Here is a 25,800-nt window from a genome sequence, read left to right as displayed (position 1 = left end):
AGAAACTAAAACCTATGAAAACAGCAGTTGCTTTAGACCGTTATATCGTTTAAATTTTTTCCGTATAATTTTTCACATCATAGTTAGAGAAACTAAACAGGGAACGAAATCCGTTCCCTGTTTGACTACATGACTAACCCTATTTAAAGTTTTTTACTTAGTGAATTTTAGTTTAAAATCACCATTATATGGAATATGTTCAACGGTAATAGTTATGTCATTACCATCTTTGTCTTTACCGTTTCTTTTATAAGTGAATTTATTTTCATTTAGTTCTGTTAGTTCGAGAACTGCACCATACTTCATTCCTTGTGAAACATGAGCTCTTAACTTATTTCCATATACAACATCGAAATAGCCGTAATCACCGCGGCTTTCACCAGTTATGGCATCAAAAAATTCATATTTATTGGTTTTATCATCATATCTTGCCAGACCTAAATAATTTGAATTATAGCTTGATACATCATTGCCGTTTTCATCTAATGCCACTGTTCCTTGCCATAGGGTGCTGGATAAAATTTTATCCCCATCAAAATTTGTAACTACTTCACCTGTGTAAGTTTCCAAAGTCTTATTTGGTTCAGTAAAGGCAAGTTCTGTTTCTTTATAAGGAATATGATCAACGAATACCTCTACGTCGTTACCATTCGCATCTTTACCCATTCTTTTATAGGTGAACATATCTTTATTTAGTTCTGTTATTTCGACAACAGCTTGGTAACCCATTGATTCTGAAATTAATACCCTAATTTTCCCATCATTGGTAATAAAGAAAGTTCCTTTATCGCCGCGGCTTTCTTTTGTCGTTTTATCAAAGAATTCATATCTCGATGTTTCATCATCATATTTTGCAAGACCAATAAGATTTGCGTTCTCTTTTGTTAAGTCATTATTATCTTTATCATAAACCTTTGTACCTTGCCAATTTGTGTTACTTAGAATACTAGCCAATTCCTGTCCTTTGGTTAACTTATTTTCTTTTTTAGTCTCTTTAACAGTTTGTTCCTGCTTCTGTTCACTTTGTTTGGCTTGTGTTGTACTACATCCTGTAATGACTAATGTTAACCCTAAGAAAGATGATAATATTATTGCTTTTTTGTTCATTTTGTTTCCTCCTCATTTTTAATGTAGTGCAGTTTATATTAATTTCTAGTAGTATTACGGTTCTGTTTTTAACGATTGAGTTGATTCTGGTTATTTTGCTCCTGCTTTTAAAAACATTTATTCAATGTCTTTAAGTCCTTTTTTACGTGCATGTTGTAGAGGAGTCACATTATTTTGATCAGGGATGTTGACATCTGCACCGTGATCAATCAGTAAATTCACGGTTTGCTGCTGTTTTTCATCTCCATCATTTAAAATAATTGCTTCCAATAAAGCCGTCCAACCAAGGTCATTTACATGGTTAATATCAATATCAGTATTGGTTAGAAGCTCTTCGATAACATCGACATATCCATGCTCTGAAGCAGGGATTAAAGCGGTCCCTCCATACCTATTAGTCAATGCTGGGTCGGCACCTGCTTCAATCGTTAGTTTTAGGATCTCGATATAACCTTCTGCACCAGCATACAAGAAGGGGTTATTTTCTATGTTATCCTGGATATTGACGTCTGCACCTGCTTCAATTAGGATTTTTGCAGTCTCAACATCATTGTTATAAGTCGCAATCATAGCAGCAGTTCGCCCTTCTGAATCCTGTGTATTAATATCTGCACCTTCCTTAATCAATCTGCTTACTAGTTCTGTTTCTTGACGTTCCGCAGCTTGAATAAGCTGTTGATTCAAATCTATTTCTAGTACCTCTTCTTGATTTTTTTGTTCTCCTTCGCTATCTGAAACACAACCCTGAAGAATGAAAATACATCCAAGGACGATTGTCAGCCATCTCCACATGAGATTCCCAACCTAACGATATTTATGATTTTTTTGTTATTATAATTGTAAAAGTTAAGCAAAGATTCCCCTTTTTTATATACATTCCGACAATACTTATTCTTTATATTTGAGCTTCCAAGTAATATTCCCCCTCCTATCTACTTAGTTATTTCGTCCGTCTAAAATGATATTAATACTTAATGTTAAACTGCCTCTAAACTAATTCTTAAAAAAAGATAAACTTATTAGAAAAATTTTTTAATATAAATAAAAAAACCCCGTCACATTAGTGACGGGCCAAAACATACTATTTAAACATTAAATCGATATCCGGCTCCCCAGACGGTTTCCAAGAATTTCGGATTTGCAGGATCTCTTTCAATTTTCCCACGTAATTTTCTGATATGAACTGTCACAGTTGAAACATCTGCAGCTGATTCTAACCCCCAAATATTTTCATAAAGCTGCTCTTTGCTCAATACTTGATTTGGATGCATCACAAAAAAGACAAACAAATCGAATTCCTTTGTAGTAAATGGAACTTCTTCTCCGTTAATATGAACTTTGCGTGCTGACTTATCAATCGACATTCCATGAACGAAAATTGTATTTGTTTTAGCTTGGCTTCCTGCTAAACGTTCATAACGCGCTAAATGTGCTTTCACTCGAGCAACCATTTCACTGGGACTAAAAGGCTTTGTTATATAATCATCTGCTCCTAACCCGAGACCACGAATTTTATCGATATCCTCCTTTTTGGCAGACACAAGCATAATAGGAATATTTTTGACAGCGCGTATTTGTTTACATATCTCAAATCCATTTACTCCTGGAAGCATAATGTCCAAAATAATTAAATCATAATGATTTTGAAGGGCCAGTTGGAGCCCTTTATCACCAGAATGTTGAATATCAACACTAAAATGATTAATTTCCAAATAATCTCTTTGCAATTCTGCAATACTAACTTCGTCTTCAATAAGTAATATCTTTTTCACATTAGCTCACCCTTCATTAAGGAAAAGAAGACATCTGTACCTTTTCCTAGCTCACTAGTTGCCCAAATATCCCCTCCATGCTCCTCGATAATTTGTTTTGCGATTGCAAGTCCTAATCCACTTCCACCTGTTTGAGAATTTCTAGATTTTTCAGCTCGGTAAAAACGTTTAAAAATGTATGGCAAAGCAGATGGTTCAATTCCATAGCCATTATCTGTAACTTGTACAACCACATCAAATAGTCCTTCATGCAGAGAAATGGAAATGTACTTTTTATCTTTATTCATATACTTCACACAATTACTAATGAGGTTTGCCAATACGCGTCTTAATTTCTCTCTATCTGCTGTTACATTTATCGGTTTAGACAAAAGATGAAGTTCAATCTGTATCCCTTTTTGAAGTAAATCCAAATGAAGTTCTTCTACATAGTCTCGCATATATTCAACCAGGTCGATCGTTTCAAAAGAGAATGGCTCTTTCTTTAAATCCAGTTTTGAAAATAAAAACAGTTCATCAATCAATAAATCCATATCTCTTGCTTTTGAATAAATAGTTGTTAAATATTTCTCCATTTTTTCCGGGGTGTTTGCTACACCGTCCTTTATGCCCTCAACATATCCAATAATAGAAGTAATGGGTGTCTTCAAATCATGAGATATATTAGAGAGAAGTTCTTTTCGATTTTCTTCATACTGAATCTGGAGATTGACGGACTCTTTTAATTTTATTCTCATTTCCTCAAACGCTCTATTTAATTGTCCGATTTCATCATTAGAAGTAGTTTTGATCTCAAAGCTTAAATCTCCTGATTTTATCCGCTCTGCACCTTCTTTAAGAATTGAGATAGGCTTGATGATGCTTCTTGAAACTAAATAGTTCAACATTCCAATAATCATGATAAACAGAATGAGCAATAGACCGAATAAAATTGGAAACAACTCTCGGGACAACTCTGCATAGGAACTTACCTTTCTCAATACAAAAATACTTCCTTCACTTTTATCTGAAAAATAAAAGTCAAACTTCACATATGTGAAAAAAAAGTCATCAATTTTTATTGTATCTCGCGTATTGATGTTCGTTTCTTCAAACCCTGGAAGTGACTTAACCAATGCTTGCTGATCAAGTGTTGGGGAAACATACTCAATATTCATATCTTTTCTAACGACAATTTCGATATCCTTATGTTCAATCTTCTTCAACTGTTCATCGTTTAGAAGCTGTTCAGGATTATTTTTAGCCAAAAGCTTTAAATCAAGAAACACACTTTCCTCTACTGTAGTCAAAGGTTTTTGAACATAAGATTTTTTGTAAAAATACTCGATAGATTTTATATCACCTGTTATCGCAAAAATAAGTAAAAACCCAGCTGCTAATAATAAAGTGATAGAAATAAGGATTACTCCAACGTAGGACAACAGAAACCTCGTTTTAATTGACATTATTTATTCACCCCAGCTTATTTCTTTCACTCACACTTAATAGAATTTTCACCTTTTAATGAGCTTATTTTTGATTACAAACGATCAAAGCCACACGGTTATCGATATTTTTTCTAAGAAACTAAAAGAACCATATCACACAATCCTTAAAACTTTCTAAAATATGTATGAAAAATTCCTAAACATCTAAAATAAAACGTGACTTCAATTAGGAAGTTTTCCTTTCTACCTAATAAATAGATAGCAATGCTTTTTTTGATGTTTACAGACAATTATCTCTCACCTATCCACTTTGGTTCTCTTGAAACGAGGCGGATAAAAATCCCCCTATATAAACGTTATCAATACGTATATCTTTTGGATCTGCATTTCACTTTGTTTTATGTATGAGCTTAGTGTTTTTGTTTATAATTCCACTTACGCAGAAAAATAAGTGCCTTTTCAAAAACAAAAATACCTCCCAATTATATTAGAAGGTATTACTGAAAGCCATGAAACTTTAATTTCTACTGATATGATTATTTTATCAACTATAATAAAATCACAATAGAGCTGCATTAGTAATGTAGCTCTTTGTAATTTCCTAGTTGATTAATTTTTAGAGGTATAGATTACTTGAGTTCCTGCAATTAGATCATGTATAGATCGTTTATCTTTTCTTAATCCTATCATAAATGCACTAATAATGAATGCAGTTCCAAGTGTTACACCATAAACAAGCGATGCTAAAATGTATCGTTTCAATGTTGTACCAATTCCTACTTTTTTGCCATCTGTACGTACAATTTTAATACCTACCACTCTTTTACCAACTGTAAAACCTGACCATATCACAGGGATAATAAGATAATATAAAAAATTAATGCTATTTACAAATATTTCTGTTGCAATGTCAGATACACCTAGTAACATGCAAATAAGATAAAGTGGTGTAAGTAATAATCCATCAATAATAATTGAACCTAAACGAATCCAAAATCCTGCTGCTTTGTGTCCATTCATGTTGTTTATTCTACCTTTCTAATAGTATTTGTTCATATTTTAATATTTTTCCTTACAATTGCATACAGGAATAATATAACACATGCCCTCTCCACCGGAATTAAATGGAATCTCTATATGAAATGACTTCAAATCTACTAAGGATCGAGTACGAAAAGGAGCCAACTTGCTTAAAGAATGCGCCCTATTGTTGAATTATCAAAGTGCCGACCAATGTCGGATCCCTTTCAAGATTCGTAATGTTGAAAGTTTCAAGGAGTTTCTTATCTTTTATAAGACATGAGCTCTTCCGGAGACCTTTGTTACAATACAACATGGTGACATACTAATATAAAGCTAAAGGAATAAGAAAAGCTCTTAACTAAAATCATGGGAAGGGAGCAAATAAAATGGTAACCATTATCTGTGATCTTTGTAATGCATACAATTATTGAACAATTTGAGGATGAAAAAGTATCAACTTTATATGGTCAGTGTAGTTGCAGTAATAAGACAAAGGAAAATGAAAGTAACTAACGAATTCTATGCTTACAAATGATAAACATTAATAGAATTTAAAATTCCCTAATTTGGAATCGCTCTCAATTATTTTTATCTTCTTTAGTAATGCTTTACTAAAAAAGCTACAATCCATTAGTTTAAGGAATTGTAGCTTTTTTAACTATTCTTAAATATTACCAAAGTTATTAGTAGAATATATCCCCTTACTTTTATCGATTGGATTATTATGAAACACTAGAAACAGTATGATTACTGCATCTAGCGTTTACTATTTCCGATGATCCGAGAGGGAATTGGATTCTATTTCATTGCAAAAAAACTAGCTTTCGAGTTCTAAGACTTGAAAGCTAGTTTAGCTGCTGTAAATCATGTTAGGTTAAGCAATCTCTTATTTACCTCATAATAGTTTTGATAAATTTATCAATCGTTTTGTATTTTCTTCAGAGATTGATTTTCCACTTTGAGCTTTTAATTGATTTTCAAAAGCATTTAGTTGACCATTCATCGCCTGAAGATTACCCTTTGCTGCAGATTCTTTCGCAGCTTGAAGCTTTTTCACTAGTGATTCAGCGACCCCTTCTTTTGTGACTAGAGCTTCTGTTAATCGACCTAAACTATCAAAGTCAACAGTCACTGTAAATTGGATTTCAGCGTTCGCTGTATTACCTGCATTGTCTGTCGCTGTAGCAGTGATTTTATTTATTCCTAACTCAAATTCATAAGCTGGTCCTGCAACATTTTTGCATTCTTTTGAAGCAATCCCAGACAGCTCATCGCTTATACTACAAGTGATCTTAATAAACGAATCAACCGAATACGTTTCTTGATGACCCGTAAATTCTATCACTGGTGCAGTCGTATCAAGAGTAATCTTTTGTTGGTATGACTCGCTGATGTTTCCGGCATGGTCTTTAAATTCAACAAATACTGTTTTCTCTCCATCTCCAGCTGGCAATGTTAATTCTTTTGATGTTTGATATTCCTCCCACTCACTCCACTCTTTTGCATCAGTTGAATAGCGCATCTGACTAACTCCGCTTATATCATCCTTCGCTTCTAGAGATAAAGTGACAGTTGAATCATTTGTATACTTTGCTCCATCATTAATCATAAATTGTCCTACTGGTGGTGTAGAATCTTGTTGTTTCTCTACTGTGACAACACTAACAGCCATTAATCCGCCATCAACTGTTGTTGCACTGATTTTTGCAGTCCCTTCTTTCAGGGCAGTTACTTTCCCGTTTTCATCAACAGTCGCTACTTCTTCATTATTACTAGACCATACAACAGCTTTATTGACTGTGTCATTAGGTGCAACTGTTGCACTTAGCTTTCCTGTTTGCCCCTCTGACAACTTCAATGTTTCCTGATCAAGTGTTACACTTGTTGGATGTTGTACAGGACTTGGGACTTTAACTGCTGGAACATTTGCAAGTATTGCTTCATGCTCAGCTTTTGTAACAGGGATTACTGTTCCATGACGCGGACGTGCTGGTAAGTCATAGTCTTCAGACATTTTCCATTCACCTGACTGCAAATCGGTTGTTTCAAAAGGAACATATCCTCTGCCGCCAAACTCATCAATAAACATATACCATTTTTCTTCAGTATTCGATTTGAAGATGGTTGGCCCTTCACCTGCACCAATTGAGCCTTTACCAATCCCCTCTTTAATAAGCTTGAAGTTAGGATCAAGTACAGAATCTCCTACCTCTTGGAAAATAAATTTACCGTTTGGTGAAGAAGCAGTATTGTTTCTTTCATCCTTTGATAATCGATAAACTTTATCGTAATGTTCAATCATCGTTGTATCAATGACTGAGTATCCACGATCAATATATACTTCAGGTTCTGTAAATGTATAGAAATCTCTTGTTTTACTGTACATCATTTTGTTATAAGTTGATCCACTATGTTCTTCATTATCATATAACTTAGAAGCCCAGAAAACGACATACTCTCCTGTCGTATCATCGTAAAAGATTTCAGGTGCCCACGTATTTCCTGCTTCTTTTGGTGCAACTTCGACCATTCTTTGCTCAGACCAATTAATCATATCAGTGGATTCCCAAACCATAATCGATCTGCTTCCAGATCTTTGTGCTCGATCCCAGTTCCAATCTCCATTTATTTTTAAATCTGTCGCAATTAAATAGAATTTATCACCTTCTGGTGAGCGCATGATAAACGGATCTCTAAGTCCTTTTTCACCTAAATCAGAAGTGATGGCAGGAGCTCCATTGTTTAACTCATTCCATTTAAGTGGATTGTTGCCTTCACTTAATGCGAAATAAATTTGTTCCCCATTGGTGTAGCCTTCACCTGTAAAGTAACTGAAGACGTAACCTTCATACTTTTCTTTTTTCGGCATTTCTTTGATATTTGCTAAAAATGCCTTTGTAATTGTTTCGTTATTTAATTTGATCGTTGCTGTTAACTTAACTTTTGTATTTCCTTCGCCATATGCAGGACGTTTTACCTCCCCGGTAGAGGTAATGATCTTTGAATCACTTGATTTCCATGTAATCGTTGACCCGTTTTCTCCGGATGTCGGCAATGTTAAATTTCCGCGAACATCATCAATGTTATAAACCTTCAATAGTTCTGCATCTGTTTTTACTGCGACAGAATCGTGTGGTTTCTTTACTACGGTTACTGTAAATTCTTTTGTTGCCTCGTTCTTTCCGTCTGAAACAGTTGCTGTAATCGTTACTGTTTTGTTTCCTTCTTCATATGCAGGTCTAGTAACCTTTCCTTCATTTGAAATGATGTCCTTATGATTTGATTCCCAGGTGATAGAAGTTCCGTTTGCTCCTGTCTTAGGGAATGTTAAATCTAATGTGATTTGATCTTTGTTTTCGTTCTTATTAATAATAGTTGAGTAGTCTAATTGTTTGATCGCATTTTGAAGGAGCAATCCATCCATTTTAGCAATTTTTTCATCCGCTTTTTCTTTTAATTTACTTACTTCCGAATCTGTTAATGCACCATCATAAACTTCAAAATCGGCAATCATCCCGCCAAAGTATGGATCACTAGAATAGAATGATCTTCCGATAAATCCACTTCTGCCATTTTCATTGTTTATTTGTGCTAATGTATACCCATTTGTAGGTCCAGTTGCTACTTCAACACCATCAATATACAATTTCACTGTTTTATCTTCACCAGACATAACGGCTGTGACCAATTTCCATTCATTTGACTTTAGTGGTCCTGTTGTTGCATTTGCTCCGGCCTCATTATTCCAACTTGTTATTCCAAGACCGACTCGAGCAGAACGGTCACCTGAATTGCGTTTTGGTGTTGTGAAAAGATATTTATTATTGTCCTGACCTAAAGCAAAAATCCATTCAGCCTCATTCTTGCCATCCCAATTAACTAAAGATGAAACAGTTACACTTTCTAAACCGTTTAAGACACCTTGAGGCATTTCAATATAGGAGCTTGTAGAGCCACCTTTAAAGTTGATAGCACCAGCTTCTTCTCCTTTAATGACTTCAGCGTTTTGCGGGTTTACAAACTTTCCATCAAAATTACCTGTCTGATCGACCACTTTCGTGTCTTCAATTTTATTCATATCATAATCAAGAATTAACTTTGTTTCGTTTGGCTCCTCAACTGGAGGTGTAGAAATCTCTTCATCTGCTAAATTAGCAATTTCTTCAGTGTTAAGAGCTCTGTTGTAAATTTTAAAATCATCAAATTTCCCTTTAAAAAGACTGTGATTTTCGTTGCTAGACTTACCTAAATAGTTCATTGTTGTTTCTAATAGCATTCTCGGCTCTACATTATAGGTTGTGTTCCTTGACACTTCTTTTCCATCAACATATAAAACAGCATCAAATCCTTCAATTGTCATGGCTACATGATGCCAATTTGCAGTAGAAAGCATTGGCGCTCTCACAGCATATTTATAGGAACTTCCTAAAAGAGAATGTTGATTTGCAAATTTTTCGGTGAAAGGTGTAACGATCGCAAATTCCAAGTTACCTGAATCACCCTGTGTACTTAAATACATCGTATTGCGATTTGCTGCTCTTCCAGTATTAGAAGAAAAATCAAAAATTCGTTGGTTTGCTTGATTTCCCTCTACTTTAACCCAAGTAGACATTGTCATACTTTCTAGATTAAGGTCTTTAATTGTATTTTTTGGTAATTCAACATATCCGGTACTTCCATCTAATTCTACTGCACCTGATGATTGACCAACTGTGTCATTTGAATCAATCTTAGACCCACCGACTAATTTTGCATCAAAACCATTTTTTGAAACATCTTTTACAGTTGTACCATCAATATCCTCTTCGTCAAATGTATAATGAACGACTGGTTCCTCAGATTGTTCTGGTGAAGGCATGCCATATTTTTCTTGAAGAGCATTATATTCTTCACTAGTGATTGGAATAACGGTTCCATGCCTTGGTCCTGGTGGCAGCGCATATTCAGATTCAGGAAGCAAATTGTTGGCAAATTGTGATCCATCCTCTAAATCTGTAGACCAACGAACATGATATGGCCAAGAATCTAAGAACATATACCATTTATCATGATGGATATCTTTAAAGATTGTTTGCCCTTCATTGTTTCCTTGGTGACCGATAAGTCCTTTGTTTCCATCTTTTGTACCTGAAATTACATCATATTGAAACCCATTTTCCTGGATTCCATCTTTATCTTGGAAGATATCTGTTGCTTTCTCGTAATATACTCTGTAATTCACTTCAGATTTTGTAAATCGATAAAATGTTTTATTATCTTGAACAAAACTTGTATCGATTGTAGGGAAGCCTTCATCAATAAACACTTTTGGTTCTGAGAAAGTATGGAAATCCCTAGTTGTTGCGTAATACATGACATTATACTGTCCTGCTGGTCTTCCATTAGGGTAATTACCATATGTTTCTGCATCTTTCATCGAAGATGCCCAGAATACAACATATTCACCAGTTTTTTCGTCATAAATAGCTTCAGGTGCCCAAGTGTTCCCACCCGTTTTAGGAGCAACTTCTACCATTCGCTGTTCGCTCCAATTCACAAGATCGTCTGACTCCCAAATCATAAGCGAATGACTTCCAGTGATTTGCGCTTGATCAAAATTCGTGCTTTCACCCATTTTTAAGTCAGTTGCTAACATATAAAATTTATCTCCTTCAGGAGAACGGATGACAAATGGATCTCTAAGCCCTTTTTCACCCATATTCGATTGAAGAACGGATTGACCATTATTTAATGCTCGCCATTTCAATGGATCTTCTGCTGTAGCGAAAGAAATCTCTTCTCCGCCTTCGTACTCTCCAGTGAAATAGGAGAAGAAATATGCATCATAAGTCAATTTGCCAGGATCTTTTATGACGTTAAGATTGAATTCTTTTTTCGTTTCAGCGTTTCCTTTAGAAATTTTTGCTGTTAATGTAACCTTTGTATCTGCTTCAGGTCTTGTTACCCAGCCGAGCACTTTAGCATTTTCAGCTGCCTCTGCAGACCCTTTAACAATTTCTGGATTTGAGGATTCCCAAGTGATGGAACTTCCTTCTTTACCTGATACTGGTAAGCTTAAATTTCCTTTCACGTTATCTGTGTTATTAACTGTTATGTTCGACGCATCCAGCTCTACGATTTGATCATCGGAATACTCTTTTAAAACGGTTACATTAAATTGTTTCTTTGCTGTAAGTCCTTCATAGGATAAAGTTGCTGTTAATTCAACGACTGCATCCGATTCTGTTTTATCAGGACGAGTAACTTTTCCATCAGTTGCTACGACTTCCGTGTTACTTGAACTCCAAGTAATATTTACTCCATGCTTGCCTTTTGTAGGAAGTGCGAGATTATTCGTTATTTTATCAGTGCTTTCATCACCGCTATCTAAATAGTCAGCAATATCAAGAGATTCTGAAGCATCATTTATAACAAGCTGATTGATTTTATCAATTTTATTAGATGTTTCTGTATATACATCAGTAACTTGTTCTTGTGATAATGCACCATTATATACTCGGAAATCACCTATCATCCCTTTAAAGAAAGGATCATTTTTAAAGATTGATTTTCCGATAAAACCTGAAAAACCTGCTGATGGATCAATAATCTCCGATAACTTTTTACCGCCTGCTGATCCTGTTGCTACCTTATTTCCATTTACATATAGTGTCATCGTATTTGATTTTTCGGAAAAAACAACAGTTGCTACTTCCCATTTTCCAGCTGTCATTGACGATGTCGCTTTGACTAATGTTTCATTTCTCCACCCTGCTTTGGAAATCCCTGTTGCTGCTACATTTCCTGAACCATGGCGTGGTGTAACGAAGAAATATTTATTACCATTTTCAGCATCATCTGTTACTGCTCCTAAACCAAAAATCCACCGGTTTGCTCCGTCATTATTCCAATTCACAAGTGCTGAAACGGTTACTTCTTGTAAACCAGTTAATAAATCTGAGCCATCTTCACTTTTTGGGATTTCAATATATCCGCTTTTTGATGTTGAACTTCCTCCATTAAAAGAAACATATCCAACTTCATCATTATGAATGAATTGGCCATTTTCTGGATTTTTGAATGCACCATCAAATGCTATATCATTTCCTGAAACATCCTTTATCGTGATTTGATCACCATTTTTCACACTCGTTTTCATATCATAATGGAGAATCAACTCCGGAGTTGCGGGATCCTGCTCTTCTGCAAATGACACATTTGAAAATAAACCCGAAAAGGTTTGGAAGAGCATGATCGATAATAGAATGATCGATATTCTTTTTCTATTCTTCATTTTTTCACTCCCTAATTTTTTTGCTTTGTAAAACTTGCCTGTTGATTTCCGGTCCGGGAGCCCCTTCGGCACGAACACCTGTGGAATCTCCCTTTGACCCGAATTCCCCGCAGAAATCTCTCACCTTCTGCTCTAATCAACATCGTGAAAATCAACAATGAGTTTTAACATAGCTAGTTTTAAAGCTTAGTGTGCTGCTATAGATGATTGATTTGTTTTACTTCTAGCTACTATTACGCGCTGTAACACGATAAACAATAATAATAATGCTCCAATTGCAATTTTTGTCCACCATGAACTTAATGTTCCTTCAAAGACGATTACTGTTTGGATAATACCTAAAATTAGGACTCCAACAACACTGCCTGCTACATATCCTGCACCTCCTGTAAGCAATGTACCGCCAATTACAACAGCGGCTATCGTATCAAGCTCTAGACCGTTTGCATGAAGTCCATATCCTGATAACATATAGAAAGTGAAAATTAATCCAGCAAGAGATGAACAAAATCCACTAACTGTATAGATCATAATTTTTGTTTTCCCTACAGGTAATCCCATTAATAATGCAGATTGTTCACTTCCACCTAATGCATAAACATTACGCCCAAACTTTGAAAAATGAGCAACAAAAATAGCCGCAATAACCACTAGCATTGCTATGATTACACTGATAGAAATAAAGTTCCCACCACCAACTGGAATTCGGGTACTTGCCATAAAGCTGAAAAATTCATTATTGATCGTAATTGATTCAACACTAATGAGATAACATAGCCCTCTCGCTAGAAACATTCCTGCAAGTGTGACGATAAATGGTTGTAAATTGAAGTAATGAATAAAGCAGCCCATACAGAAACCAAGTACTGTACCAACAAGTAAACTTAATGGAATAACAAGGACTGGAGAAAGCCCTGTATTCATTGTGAGACTAGCGGCTACCATACTTGTTAATGCAATGATGGAACCAACTGAGAGATCAATCCCCCCTGATAAAATAACAAATGTCATTCCCACTGCTACAACGATCAAGAATGCGTTATCAATAAACAAATTCAAAAAAACTTGTGTTGAAAAAAATCCAGTATATCTAAGTGAGCCAAAAATAAACATCATGATAAACAATCCAATTGTTGCTGCTAAAGGGAGATGTTTTGAATCTAACTGTAATCTTTTTGTCATGATACGGATACTCCCTCCCTTTTCTTTTCTGTTTTTTTCACTTCAAATGCACCAAATACTTTCTTTCTGAATTCAGGTGATTGCAATAGACAAACAAGTAATACAACAAGTGCTTTTACAACAAGATTTATTTCTGGAGCAATTCCAATCGAATAAATCGTAGTAGTTAAACTTTGAATGATAAGGGCGCCTATGACAGTTCCCATCAAGTAAAATCTGCCACCATTCAGTGATGTTCCTCCTATTACCACAGCTAGAATAGCATCCAGCTCATACCATAGCCCAGCATTGTTTCCATCTGCACTAGCAACATTCGAACTTAAGAGCAAGCCTCCGATCCCTGCACATAATCCAGAAAACACATAAACCATTAATAAAATATTTTTTGAATTTATTCCTGAAAGACGGCTTGCTTCTGGGTTCGTACCGACAGATTCAATAAATAGGCCCATTGCTGTTTTTCTAGTTAAGAGTGAAGCAACTACCAACACAGTTGCTACGATAAAGATAGAAAAAGGCAGCATTAAGAGGTGCCCACCACCGATGAACGTATAAGGATCATAATATACTGTCATAATCTGACCATCTGTGATTAATTGTGCTATCCCACGACCGGCTACCATGAGGATTAATGTTGCAACAATTGGTTGAACCCCAATTCTTGAAACTAGTACACCATTCCATAAACCAGATAAGATAGAGATCCCAATAACGAATCCAATTGCAGTAAATAGTGGTACTAAACTATCTCCACTAGCACTACTTACTGTCATAGCACCTACTGCACCCGCCATTGCTATGACCGAACCAACTCCGAGATCAACTCCTTTTGTTGCAATGACAAGAGTCATCCCAATCGAAACCAATAACAATGGTGCCCCTCTATTAAGAATGTCTATTAGACTGCCAGTTAAATAGCCATTTTTCACTTCAATCGTAAAGAAATTTTTATCAAAGAAAAGATTGATTAATAGAATGAGTACTAATATGACTATTGGCCAAAATAATTTTGATTTCATCATCACGTCATCCCTCCAGCCATTGCCTTCATTATGTCTTTTTGTGTAATTTGCTGGTCATTCTCTATTTCGGAAACTTTCTTATGATCTCGTAGAACTGCAATTTTACGGCAAGTCCGTAACACTTCTTCTATTTCAGAAGAAACAAATAAAATTGACATACCTTCTTTACTTAATGAAAGCATTAATTTTTGAATTTCCGCCTTAGCTCCAACATCAATTCCTCTTGTAGGTTCATCTAGAATTAATAATTTAGGATTTGTAATCAACCATCTTGCAAGCAAAACCTTTTGTTGATTTCCACCACTTAAATTTTTAATTAATTGCTCAGGATTTGGCGGGTTGATGTTCAATAGCTTGATATATTCATCTGCAATTTCAATTTGCCTTTTCTTAGGAATATACTTAAACCATCCTTGTATACCTTGCATGGCTAGTATCATATTTTCTCGAATGGTTAGGTCTGCAATAATTCCTTCTGTTTTTCGATTCTCAGAACAAAAAGCGATTCCATTGGAGATAGCTTGTTTAGGGGAAGCAAGATTCGTTTTACTCCCATTTATCTTGATTTCACCCGTATCAGCCTTATCTGCACCAAACATCAATCTTGCTAATTCAGTTCTGCCTGAACCAAGGAGTCCAGCAAGACCTACAATTTCACCTTCATGAATATCAATATCAAAAGGTGCAATTTTGCCCTTTTTCGAGATGTTTTTCCCTTGCAAAAATAGCTTTTTCTTTTCAAATGCCTTCCTACTCGTTCCACTTTCTGTTCTTTTAAGCTCGTTTAGATCTTTGCCAATCATCTTAGAGACTAATTCAAGCCTCTCAATTTCATTTGTCTTATATTCACCAATCCATGTACCATTACGTAAGACCGTTAGCCGATCTGTTATTTCATAGATTTGGTCAAGGAAGTGACTGACAAAAACAATTGCTAAGCCTTCTTGCTTTAATTTTCGAATCACATTAAATAATTGATTAACCTCATTTTGATCAAGGCTTGATGTTGGTTCATCCAAAATCAGTACTTTTGCTGATACTTTAAGGGAACGTGCAATCGCTATCATTTGCTGGATTGCTACAGAATAGGATGACAACAGCTTCGTCACATCAATGTCCAAATTTAACCTTGTTTTTAATAACTCTTTTGCCTGACGAGTCATTTCTTTCCAATCGAGTCGGCCTCTTTTCATCACCTCTCGACCAATAAAGATATTTTCAACGACAGATAAATTTGTACATAAATTCACTTCTTGGTATACTGTGCTAATGCCTAAGTTTTGTGCTTCAAGTGGATTTGTAACTCGAATGGATTTACCTTCTAAAGTGACAGAACCCACATCAAACGTATAAACACCTGTCAAAACTTTAATTAATGTGGACTTCCCTGCACCATTCTCTCCCATCAATGCATGAACCTCGCCAGGGTAAAGTTTTAGCTGAACATTTGATAAAGCTTTAACTCCTGGGAACTCCTTTGTTATTCCTTCCATTATAAGTACCGGAGTCTGTTTCTTCACACTTTCCTCCTCCTAACAATCTCTTAAATTAATAGCCACTAGGAAGTAAATAGTAAGGGATCCTACTAAATCTAGTGGCTAAGGTTTGTGGTTTTCTATTCTTGATTAATATTCACGAGTTGGTAATAGCTCCTCAGCTTGATCCATTGTATACATACTTTCTTCAACAGCTACACGTTTTGGAATCTCTTCACCAGCCAAATATGCCTCAATTAAGTCGACCATTTGCGGACCAAACATAGGGTTACATTCAACTGTCACGTTCATTTTGCCTGCTGCCATTGCTTCAAACGCACCTCTTACCGCATCCACTCCGATGATTTTAATGTCCTCACCTGGCTTTAAGCCATACTCCTCAATCGCTTGAATAGCACCAATGGCCATATCATCATTATGTGAATAGAGAACATCAATATTTTCTCCATCTGCTTTTAAGAACGCTTCCATTACTTCTTTTCCTTTTGCACGAGTAAAGTCACCTGTTTGAGATTTTGTGATTTTAAGATTTGGATGATCTGCAATCACTTCTTCAAACCCTTCTTTACGGTCAATCGCAGGTGCTGAACCTACTGTACCTTGAAGCTCAACGATATTAACATCACCTTCTGCATCAGCAGTTTCCTCTACTAACCAATTTGCTGCTTTTCTTCCTTCTTCCACAAAGTCTGAACCTAAGAATGTTACCCACAGTGAGTCATCTTTAATATCAACAGCACGGTCAGCGAGAAAGACTGGAATTCCTGCATCCTTTGCTTCTTGCAATACCGTTTCAAATCCTGTTTCGACAACTGGTGAGAAGACAATGGCATCTACCTTTTGTGCAATAAACGAACGGAGTGCCTTAATTTGATTTTCTTGTTTTTGTTGGGCATCTGAGAATTTCAATTCATGGCCAGCATCTTTAATGGCATCCTGCATTGACTTCGTATTAGCTGTTCGCCATTCACTCTCTGCACCAACTTGTGAAAAACCTATTACTAACTTATCACTAGACTTGGAATCTCCTGAACTAGCACCAGATCCAGTTTGCCCCCCTGTCCCTGATGAGCTACATGCTGATAATAAGAGCATGAGTGCCATAATCAGAAATAAAATCGTCTTTCCTTTTAATAAATTTTTCATAATATGAAGCCTCCCTTTTTCCCTCGATTCAAAAGATGATTAAATATTTTTTGAATTTGTATAATCTGATTATAAAGCGTTTACACACAAGAGGTGAATGGAATAACTTTCGAAAAAATTGTAAATTCGTTTAGTTCTTATTAATCTTAAAATTTATAAAACTAAAATTTCTTTTTAAAAATTGCACTATTTTTATCTAAAACATCTGAATTTGAAAAAAGAAGAAAAAAGTTCAGGATTCAAAACCCTGAACTTTTTTAATTTAATCCACCTTATTTGTTGTGCGTACCTGTTTAACTTATTTTAAGGATTATCTTTTTAGAAGATCTGCTAAAGATACTAATAGATTACTATCTTGTTCGTTAATAGATTTCCCGCTTTGAGCATTTAGTTGATTTTTATATGCATTTATTTGGCCATTCAATGCCTCTTTATTTTCCTTGGCTGCTGATGCTTTTGCCAATTGTAGTTTTTTCGTCAATGAATCTGCAATTCCTTGTTTTGTTACGAAAGCTTCTGTTAATCGACTTAAACTATCAAAATCAACAGTCACTGTAAATTGGATCTCTACTTTCGCTTTATTACCAGCTTTATCAATTGCTGAAGCAGTGACCTTATTTACTCCTACTTCAAAGCTATAGGCTGGTCCTTCCACACTTGGGCAATCTTTAGAAGCTACTCCTGACAACTCATCAACTATCTCGCAGGTAATGTTAATAGCCGAATCGATCGAGTAGGATTCCTGATGACCCGTAAATTGGATTTCAGGAGCAGTCGTATCAAGTATGATCTTTTGTTGATATATTTCGCTGACATTTCCAGCTTGATCTTTAAATTCAACAAATACGGCCTTCTCTCCATCTCCAGCTGGTAACGTCAATTCTTTTGATGTTGTATACTGCTCCCAATCTGTCCATTCTTTTCCGTCAGTTGAATAGCGCACTTGATGAACTCCGCTGCTGTTATCTGTAGCTTCAAGAGATAAGGTAACATTTGTGCCATTTGTGTACTCTGCGCCGGAATTAATTGTAAAGTGACCTTCTGGACTTTCTGTATCACCTTTCTCTACATAAACTGGCTCAGTTATCCCTTTTAACGTTGGTTTTACTTGTTTAATCGTACCATCTGCATTAAATTCCATCTTGTCAATGACAACTTCACGGTTAAATCCGTTACCATCAGGAATCGCATGTCGGGCATAAACAATATAATATTCATCGGTATTCGGTATATTTAATACAGAGTGATGACCAGGTCCTTTTATTCCTAGGCTCAAATCTTTACTAAGAATGACGCCTTTCTTCGTCCAAGGCCCCATTGGAGATGAACCTGTTGCATATGCAACCTGATAGTTCTCACTGCCTGTATCATCTTCTGACCACATTAAGTAATACATACCGTTTCGCTTAAATACAACAGGAGCCTCTCTAAAATTCGCAGGTGTCATATTAACTGGATCTTGAGCAAATGACACCATATCATCATTTAGCTTCGCGCCAAATAAATTTCCATTACCCCAATAGAAGTAATACTGTCCATCATCATCTTTAAATACATATGGGTCAATCGCTTGGCCAGGATATTTTCCAGTTGGCACTAATGGTTTGCCTAAAGCATCTTTAAATGGCCCTGTTGGAGATTTAGATGTTGCTACACCGATGTTGGCGTCTGCAGAGAAATAGTAGTAATACGTCCTATCTTTTTCTGTAATGGTAGGTGCCCAAGCACGGTTATCTGCCCACGTAACATCATCTGTTGCAAGATCTAAAATAACCCCTTCATCCTTCCAGTTAATTAAATCTTTTGAAGAAAACGCTTTAAATTGTGAGCCAGACCAACCATCAAAACCATCTGTAGTAGGATAAATATAGTATGTATCCCCAAAAACAGCGATTTGTGGATCTGCATAAAGTCCTTGCAATGTACCTGATGGATACATTCCCAGTTTCACAGTCCATTCCTGCTTGTTTCCATCCTTGTCCGTCACCGTATACGTAACAGGGTTTGTAAAATCTTGTGCTTCACCTGATGCTGGACTTACTGTAGAACCAGGTAAAAGAGTAATCGTTGGTGTTAAATTTGTTATATCTGATCCTTGCCCTTCTTTAACATAAACTGTAATTGTTTTAGATTTTTTATCAATTTCAACTTGACCTTTTTGACCAGGAACTTTGAAATTAGCAATCTCAGTCGGTTTGAAAGTCATTTCTAGAATTTCAGCTTCTGAGAGAGCACGATTATAAACCTTCACATTGTCGAAATATCCTTTAAAGTATTGATCTCCTGAATAGAGGGATTTCCCTAAGTATGCTGATAAATCTGCTCCTAAGTCTTTCATTGCCACTCTTACATCGTTATTTTCAGCTACAAGAATACCATCCTTATACATCTCCATACTTGTAGGTGTCAAAACAAGTTTGATATTCATCCACTTGCTTTTAATAGAAGGTGTATTCGTTTTAACCTCTTGCTCGCTAGACCAGCTGTTTACCGTAATGGCATTTCTTAATTCTGTATCACGTGTTCTTAAGAACATATATTTTTGGTCATTCTTACCTACTGTAAAGGTAAAGAAGTTTCCTGATACTGTTTCCGCTTTAACATCCATAGAAATGGATACTGTATCTCTTCCATCAAAGAAACCAGTTGGGAAAGCAGCAAATGTATTAGCTGTTCCGTCTAGATATAACACCTTTGAGTTCTTTTCTTCATCTGTCACGTATGTTGCGTTCCCATTTAATGTACCTTTATAGTCATTTTCTGAACCATCCTGAATAGAACCGTCAGTAGTTGTTTCGTCAAAGTTGTACTCAAGGATCGGCTCTTCTTGTTCTTCTTCATCCGGTGCTTCGACTACTTTGTTCCATTTTGCCATGACAGTTTCGTACTCTTCTTTCGTTATAGGTAAAACAGAACTATGTCTCTTTTTGTTAGAGCCCAATGAATAGCCCGAAGTTGTTAATTTAGTAAATTCACCACTTGATAGATCAGTCGTTAGTAACGGGAGATACCCTTTTCCTGTTGCATATTGATCAACCATTAAATTCCATTCTTCACTATCATTAAATTTAAAAATTAACGGTCCTTCTACATCATGTCCTGTTAATCCTGTTGAAGATTCTATTGTTCCAACCTTTGACCATGTGCCAAGAATTTGATCACTTTTTTCGATAGTAATTTGTCCATCACCTGAGTATCGGTAATACATATCATTATCTTCGATGATTGTTGTATCAATAATATGAGTATCACCTGGACGGTCAATAAACACTTTTGGTTCTGTAAAGGTATGGAAATCTCTAGTCTTTGCATAATAGATATTATGTGGTTCAAAAACACCTTGTTCATTATTAACCGTAGAAGCCCAAAATACAACATACTCACCTGTTTTTTCATCATAGAAAGCTTCAGGTGCCCATGCATCGCCAGCTTTAGAAGGAGCTACTTCAACCATCCTAGGCTCTGACCAGTTTACTAAATCAGTAGATTCCCAAACAATAAGAGATTTACTTCCAGCTGTTTGTGCTGCACCCCAACCTTTTCCATTCGCAATACGTAAGTCTGTTGCTATGATATAAAATTTGTCTCCCTCTGCTGAACGTAAAATATAGGGATCACGCACACCCTTTTCTCCTATATCAGATGTTAATACTGGATTACTGTCATTTAAGTCTTTCCAGTTTAAACCATCTGTACTACTAGCAAAATATATCTGTTCCCCTATATCATGTTCACCTGTAAAATGAGTCATCAAATATGAAGTAAAATTCTTTTTTTCTGGTTTAGCCTTAACCGTTAGGGTGATTTGCTTTGTATCACTTATTTCACCAGAAGTGATCGTTGCTGTTACTTTAACTTGTGTATCAGAGTCCTGTCTTGTTACAACTCCAGCCGGAATATAATCATAATTTTCATTTTCTTTTTTATTTACACTTACTACATCTGGACTGTCTGTTTCCCACGTGATTGTTGCTCCTTTATCGGAACTTGCAGGTAACGTAATATTGCCGCGGATGTCGTCTGCATTCGGAATGTCCAAGTTAGCTTTTGCTATTCCAACAATTTCCTCATCCGTTAAAGTTGCATTTTGTTTGATTTCTTCTGCAGATAATGCAAAGTTATACACTTTAAAATCAGCTAATTTTCCAGTAAATGCAGAATCTGGCTCATATAGTGATTTCCCAATAAATCCAATAAAATTTGCTGTAGGATCCACACCTTCTTTTAAAATGTCCAATACTGAATAGGTATGAGGTAGTGTTCCCACTGGTTCCCCATTAAGATAAAGGGATATTTCACCTTCTTTAAACGATGCTGTAAAGGTATTATATTCCCCTGAATTAATGGTTGCATTTTGGAAAAGAAGCTCCTTATCAGAGTTCTTAATCCCGAATCTAACAGTTCCATTCCCTTGTTTTGGATTTAAAAAGATATAATTTTTCACATTAGGCCAAACACCCGTTTTGTTGCCAAAACTGTAAAGCCAATGTGCAGCACTTGTACTTGTGCTAAATGTTGTTTCAATTGTGAAAGTTTCATCATCAATAATTCCTGAAGGTAATTTTACATATTTTGATTTATCTCCTGTAAAGTTTAATACCGAATCGCTTTGCTCTTGTATGAAATCTCCATCATTAAATCCAACATATTCTGCATCAAACCCATTGTTTGTCACATCTTTTAACTTTCCATTAGACTTTGACATATCATAGTGTGCAATCAAACTATTTTCCACACTATCAATCTCTTCTGCTTGGATCGCTTGTACTGGGAGTAGTGAAATTAGTATTACTAGTGACATAAATAGTGCTAACCACTTTTTTCTCTTCATAGCACTTTACCCTCCTTACTTATAACGATTAAAAATCTGTAAAGAACTTAATAATCGAATTCTGTCTATTACTCGTTAAAAACCTTTCTTTTTTATGGCAACAACTCCGTCACATAAGGAACTAACATTTAAATAGTTTTACGAATTTATCGTCCACCTCCTTTTAAGTAATCAGATATGTATAGTAAGAAATGGATGTATTTTTATAAGAATAATTTGAGTTCAACTAATCAAATTTTTTATTTAATTCTTTTATTGGGAAATGGTGTATTAATAGATGAAACAAACTAGTCCCTAACATAAGAATAGATAGCGTAGAAGCTGTTATTTTCCGGTAGAGCTTCATCTTTTTCATCCTTATATACTTTTATAAACAACAAAAAGCCACTAGTTTCATTCCTGTCTATGATTCCTAGTGACCTTTTTGTTTATTTCATTAATACTCACGAGTTGGTAATAGCTCCTTAGCTTGATCCATTGTATACATACTTTCTTCTACGGCTACTCGCTTCGGAATCTCTTCTCCAGCTAAATGTGCTTCAATTAATTCAACCATTTGCTGACCGAACATTGGGTTACATTCAACTGTTACGTTCATTTTACCTGCTGCCATCGCTTCAAATGCTCCTCTTACCGCATCTACACCGATGATTTTTATATCTTCACCTGGCTTTAAGCCATACTCTTCAATTGCTTGAATCGCACCAATGGCCATGTCATCATTATGAGCGTATAAAACATCAATGTTTTCTCCATCAGATTTTAAGAATGCTTCCATAACTTCTTTTCCTTTTGCACGTGTGAAGTCACCTGTTTGAGATTTTGTGATTTTAAGATTTGGATGATCTTTGATTACTTCTTCAAATCCTTCTTTTCGGTCAATCGCAGGTGCTGAGCCTACTGTACCTTGAAGCTCAACGATATTGACGTCACCTTCTACATCAGCAGTTTCTTCCACTAACCAATTTCCAGCTTTTCTTCCTTCTTCAACAAAGTCTGAACCTAAAAATGTTACCCAAAGCGAGTCATCTTTAATATCTACAGCACGGTCAGCAAGAAATACTGGAATTCCTGCATCCTTTGCTTCTTTTAAAACGGTTTCAAATCCTGTTTCAACAACTGGAGAGAACACAATTGCATCTACCTTTTGTGCAATGAACGAACGAATGGCCTTAATTTGATTTTCTTGCTTTTGTTGGGCATCTGAAAATTTTAATTCATGCCCCGCAGCTTTAATGGCATCCTGCATTGACTTTGTATTTGCTGTTCTCCATTCACTTTCTGCACCAACTTGTGAAAAACCTATTACTAACTTATCACTCGACTCAGAATCTCCTGAACTAGCACCTGATCCTGTTTGTCCCCCTGTACCTGATGAACTACACGCAGCCAATAAAAGCATGAGCGACATCATCAGGAAGATTACTGTTTTTCTCTTGAATAATTTTTTCATCATTAGATCCTCCCCCTTTCATTCTCAATTCAATGTTTTAGTAACATTCTTTGAATTGGAATAACCTAATTATAAAGCGTTTACATTTCCGGCGTGAATGGAATAACTTTCGAAAAAATTGTAAATTCCTTTAGTTTGTATATTGATTTTCTTTTATAAAACTATAAATTTTTTCAAAAAAGTGTAAAATATTTTTATCTACTTTTAACTCTTACTATAGTAAAATATGGCTAAGGAGGGAGATCATAATTGAAAGCGCATCCAATGTTCTCAGATCTACCATTACGAAAAAGATTAATTCTCGTTTTCATGGTCATTCTTTTATGGCTTGCAACAATTAACTGCGTACAAATCTATCTTTTCCTTGGGTATGTTCGTCAATATAACGCAATGATGGAAACGATTACATTGACGAATTCAATTAATGGTTCACTTAAGCAAAAACTAGATGAAGAAATTAGGGATATTGCTTATGGAAAAGTACTTTTTGAAAATGGTACTCAATATGTTCATCTTAACAATATGTATCAAAACTTAGATAAAATTGAACGGGATGATAAAAATGGCCAATTTACTAAGGAAATTTCAGAGGTTCGCCAAACATTAACTACTACGACTGAATATATTGACAAGCTTGGAGAGCAAATCGAAGGAAATGTACCTGCAGATACACGAAATATCACCTATGAATATATTACAATTCTTACAGACCTCATCGATGAAAAGGTTCAGTCACTCTTACAAAAGACCCTTTTAGTAAAAGGGGAATCACAGAATATCATTTCTACTAACTTAAAAAGAGACATATCAATTTATATCTGTGCATTTATTGCCGTTATCATAATCTCATTATTATTTGCAATATATATATCAGGAAGTTTTGTAAAACCTATTCGCAGTTTAGGACAAAAAACAAATGAAATTGCAGCAGGAAACTTAACAATAGGAGCAATAGCAAATCCTTCTAAAAATGAAATAGGAGAATTATGTCGTTCTTACAATCGTATGTTTCATAATTTAAAGGATATTATCATAAGTGTGAGAAATACAAATGATTTAGTTGTTTTAACTTCAAAGGATATTCACCAGAGTATTCTTGAAAACCGACTTGCTGGGGAAGAAGTTGCTGAAGCAACACAAACAATTTCAATCAATCTTCATAAACAAGATAAACTCATTCAAAAATCAGTTTCCACATTTGAACATTTACTTTTTAAATATAACGAAGTACTAGGAAAATCAAATAAAATAAACCTTCAATCAAATGAAACCTTACATATTACAAATAAAATAAGCAATGAACTTATTACCTTCCATCAGCAGCTTGAAAAAATAAGTCAAACTATACATCAAGTAAACAAAGATACAGAAGAGCTTCAGAAATTGTCAGGGGAAATGAATGAATATTTACGATTAATTAAGCTTGTTGCACGCGAGTCTAGTTTATTGTATCTCACTCTAAAAAATGACATGCATAAAAGTTCAGCAAATGAAAAGATAGAAAACGTATTAACACAAATAAAGGAAATTTCTGACGAAACAAACAAGGTTTCACAAGACTCCGATTACAAAATAAACCATATCTTGAGACTAACATCATCGATCAGAAAACAAAACTGTGAAACACTAGAGAATATTCAAGCTGGCAGATTAAAAAATGAGCAAATACAGAGTGAATTCCAAACTATTCGTTCAATTAGAAATAGACAGCAAGTTGAAATTGAAGGCATAAAGGAAGACATGCAAGAGGCATTTGATCAGATGCTTTCTGTTCGTCAAATGATCTCAGACATTGAGCAGAGCTCTCAAATTACGAATGCAGAAGTTTCTGGGATTGCAGCTATGGGAGAAGAACAACTAACTACTCTTGAGGAAGTTTCCGATGCATCTTATAAACTTGTAGAACGAATTCAAGAAATGAAAGATAATATTAGGCAGTTTAAAATATAATAACAAAACACATATAACAATTTACTTATTATACTACTGACAGGTTGGTTAGATTATGAAATTCAAAAAATGGGTTGTTTCAAGTTTACGTACAAAACTTTTAATAATGTTCCTTTTT

General features: G+C 35.4%; 15 protein-coding genes. 3 read left to right on the top strand and 12 right to left on the bottom strand.

All coding sequences use genetic code 11. The features are described 5' to 3' along the window. Positions 1 to 153: 153 nt before the first annotated feature. The 5 genes from GMB29_RS05625 to GMB29_RS05605 form a co-directional block, all read right to left on the bottom strand. Positions 154 to 1,107, bottom strand: coding sequence for a DUF4822 domain-containing protein (locus tag GMB29_RS05625; RefSeq protein WP_136354947.1), 954 nt, complete (start codon positions 1,105 to 1,107; stop codon positions 154 to 156). A gap of 117 nt (positions 1,108 to 1,224) precedes the next feature. Beyond that, complete coding sequence (locus GMB29_RS05620) at positions 1,225 to 1,899, bottom strand: ankyrin repeat domain-containing protein (protein ID WP_136354949.1); 675 nt, start codon at positions 1,897 to 1,899, stop codon at positions 1,225 to 1,227. Positions 1,900 to 2,192: 293 nt separating this feature from the next. Then, positions 2,193 to 2,879 carry a response regulator transcription factor gene (locus GMB29_RS05615; protein ID WP_136354951.1) on the bottom strand — a complete coding sequence of 229 codons (687 nt, stop codon included), beginning with the start codon at positions 2,877 to 2,879 and terminating at the stop codon, positions 2,193 to 2,195. Beyond that, positions 2,876 to 4,324, bottom strand: a complete 1,449-nt coding sequence (locus GMB29_RS05610; protein WP_136354953.1) for a sensor histidine kinase — start codon at positions 4,322 to 4,324, stop codon at positions 2,876 to 2,878. Before GMB29_RS05610 ends, GMB29_RS05615 begins: the two co-directional genes overlap by 4 nt. A gap of 591 nt (positions 4,325 to 4,915) precedes the next feature. Further along, positions 4,916 to 5,326, bottom strand: coding sequence for an RDD family protein (locus GMB29_RS05605; protein WP_136354955.1), 411 nt, complete (start codon positions 5,324 to 5,326; stop codon positions 4,916 to 4,918). Positions 5,327 to 5,529: 203 nt separating this feature from the next. Here GMB29_RS05605 and GMB29_RS05600 point away from each other — a divergent pair, with 203 nt between their 5' ends. Together GMB29_RS05600 and GMB29_RS05595 are read left to right on the top strand one after the other, a co-directional pair. After that, positions 5,530 to 5,655, top strand: a complete 126-nt coding sequence (locus GMB29_RS05600; RefSeq protein WP_227551535.1) for a glucuronate isomerase — start codon at positions 5,530 to 5,532, stop codon at positions 5,653 to 5,655. An 88-nt stretch (positions 5,656 to 5,743) separates the two neighbouring features. Next, positions 5,744 to 5,842, top strand: a complete 99-nt coding sequence (locus tag GMB29_RS05595) for a GapA-binding peptide SR1P (protein WP_227551532.1) — start codon at positions 5,744 to 5,746, stop codon at positions 5,840 to 5,842. Positions 5,843 to 6,224: 382 nt separating this feature from the next. Here the strand turns inward: GMB29_RS05595 and GMB29_RS05590 are convergent, their stop codons facing one another. From GMB29_RS05590 to GMB29_RS05560, 7 genes are all read right to left on the bottom strand, one after another. After that, the gene (locus tag GMB29_RS05590; protein ID WP_136354957.1) at positions 6,225 to 12,602 is read right to left on the bottom strand and encodes an immunoglobulin-like domain-containing protein; all 6,378 of its coding nucleotides are present in this window, start codon (positions 12,600 to 12,602) and stop codon (positions 6,225 to 6,227) included. Positions 12,603 to 12,788: 186 nt separating this feature from the next. Further along, positions 12,789 to 13,784, bottom strand: coding sequence for a galactofuranose ABC transporter, permease protein YjfF (gene yjfF, locus GMB29_RS05585; protein WP_136354959.1), 996 nt, complete (start codon positions 13,782 to 13,784; stop codon positions 12,789 to 12,791). Further along, positions 13,781 to 14,806 carry an ABC transporter permease gene (locus GMB29_RS05580; RefSeq protein WP_136354961.1) on the bottom strand — a complete coding sequence of 342 codons (1,026 nt, stop codon included), beginning with the start codon at positions 14,804 to 14,806 and terminating at the stop codon, positions 13,781 to 13,783. The genes yjfF and GMB29_RS05580 overlap by 4 nt, the downstream gene beginning before the upstream one ends. Continuing rightward, the gene (locus GMB29_RS05575) at positions 14,806 to 16,326 is read right to left on the bottom strand and encodes a sugar ABC transporter ATP-binding protein (protein ID WP_227551529.1); all 1,521 of its coding nucleotides are present in this window, start codon (positions 16,324 to 16,326) and stop codon (positions 14,806 to 14,808) included. The genes GMB29_RS05580 and GMB29_RS05575 overlap by 1 nt, the downstream gene beginning before the upstream one ends. A 105-nt stretch (positions 16,327 to 16,431) precedes the next feature. After that, positions 16,432 to 17,448 (bottom strand): ABC transporter substrate-binding protein, encoded by a 1,017-nt coding sequence (locus tag GMB29_RS05570; RefSeq protein ID WP_136354963.1) that lies wholly within the window; start codon positions 17,446 to 17,448, stop codon positions 16,432 to 16,434. A gap of 310 nt (positions 17,449 to 17,758) precedes the next feature. Further along, the gene (locus tag GMB29_RS05565; RefSeq protein WP_136354965.1) at positions 17,759 to 22,279 is read right to left on the bottom strand and encodes a family 43 glycosylhydrolase; all 4,521 of its coding nucleotides are present in this window, start codon (positions 22,277 to 22,279) and stop codon (positions 17,759 to 17,761) included. A 436-nt stretch (positions 22,280 to 22,715) separates the two neighbouring features. After that, the gene (locus tag GMB29_RS05560) at positions 22,716 to 23,732 is read right to left on the bottom strand and encodes an ABC transporter substrate-binding protein (protein WP_136354967.1); all 1,017 of its coding nucleotides are present in this window, start codon (positions 23,730 to 23,732) and stop codon (positions 22,716 to 22,718) included. A 249-nt stretch (positions 23,733 to 23,981) separates the two neighbouring features. Here GMB29_RS05560 and GMB29_RS05555 point away from each other — a divergent pair, with 249 nt between their 5' ends. Further along, the gene (locus GMB29_RS05555) at positions 23,982 to 25,682 is read left to right on the top strand and encodes a methyl-accepting chemotaxis protein (protein WP_136354968.1); all 1,701 of its coding nucleotides are present in this window, start codon (positions 23,982 to 23,984) and stop codon (positions 25,680 to 25,682) included. Positions 25,683 to 25,800 lie beyond the last annotated feature (118 nt).

The sequence above is a fragment of the Metabacillus sediminilitoris genome, assembly GCF_009720625.1.
Classification (GTDB): Bacteria; Bacillota; Bacilli; order Bacillales; family Bacillaceae; genus Metabacillus; species Metabacillus sediminilitoris.
This window is presented reverse-complemented; position numbering and strand designations above follow the sequence as displayed.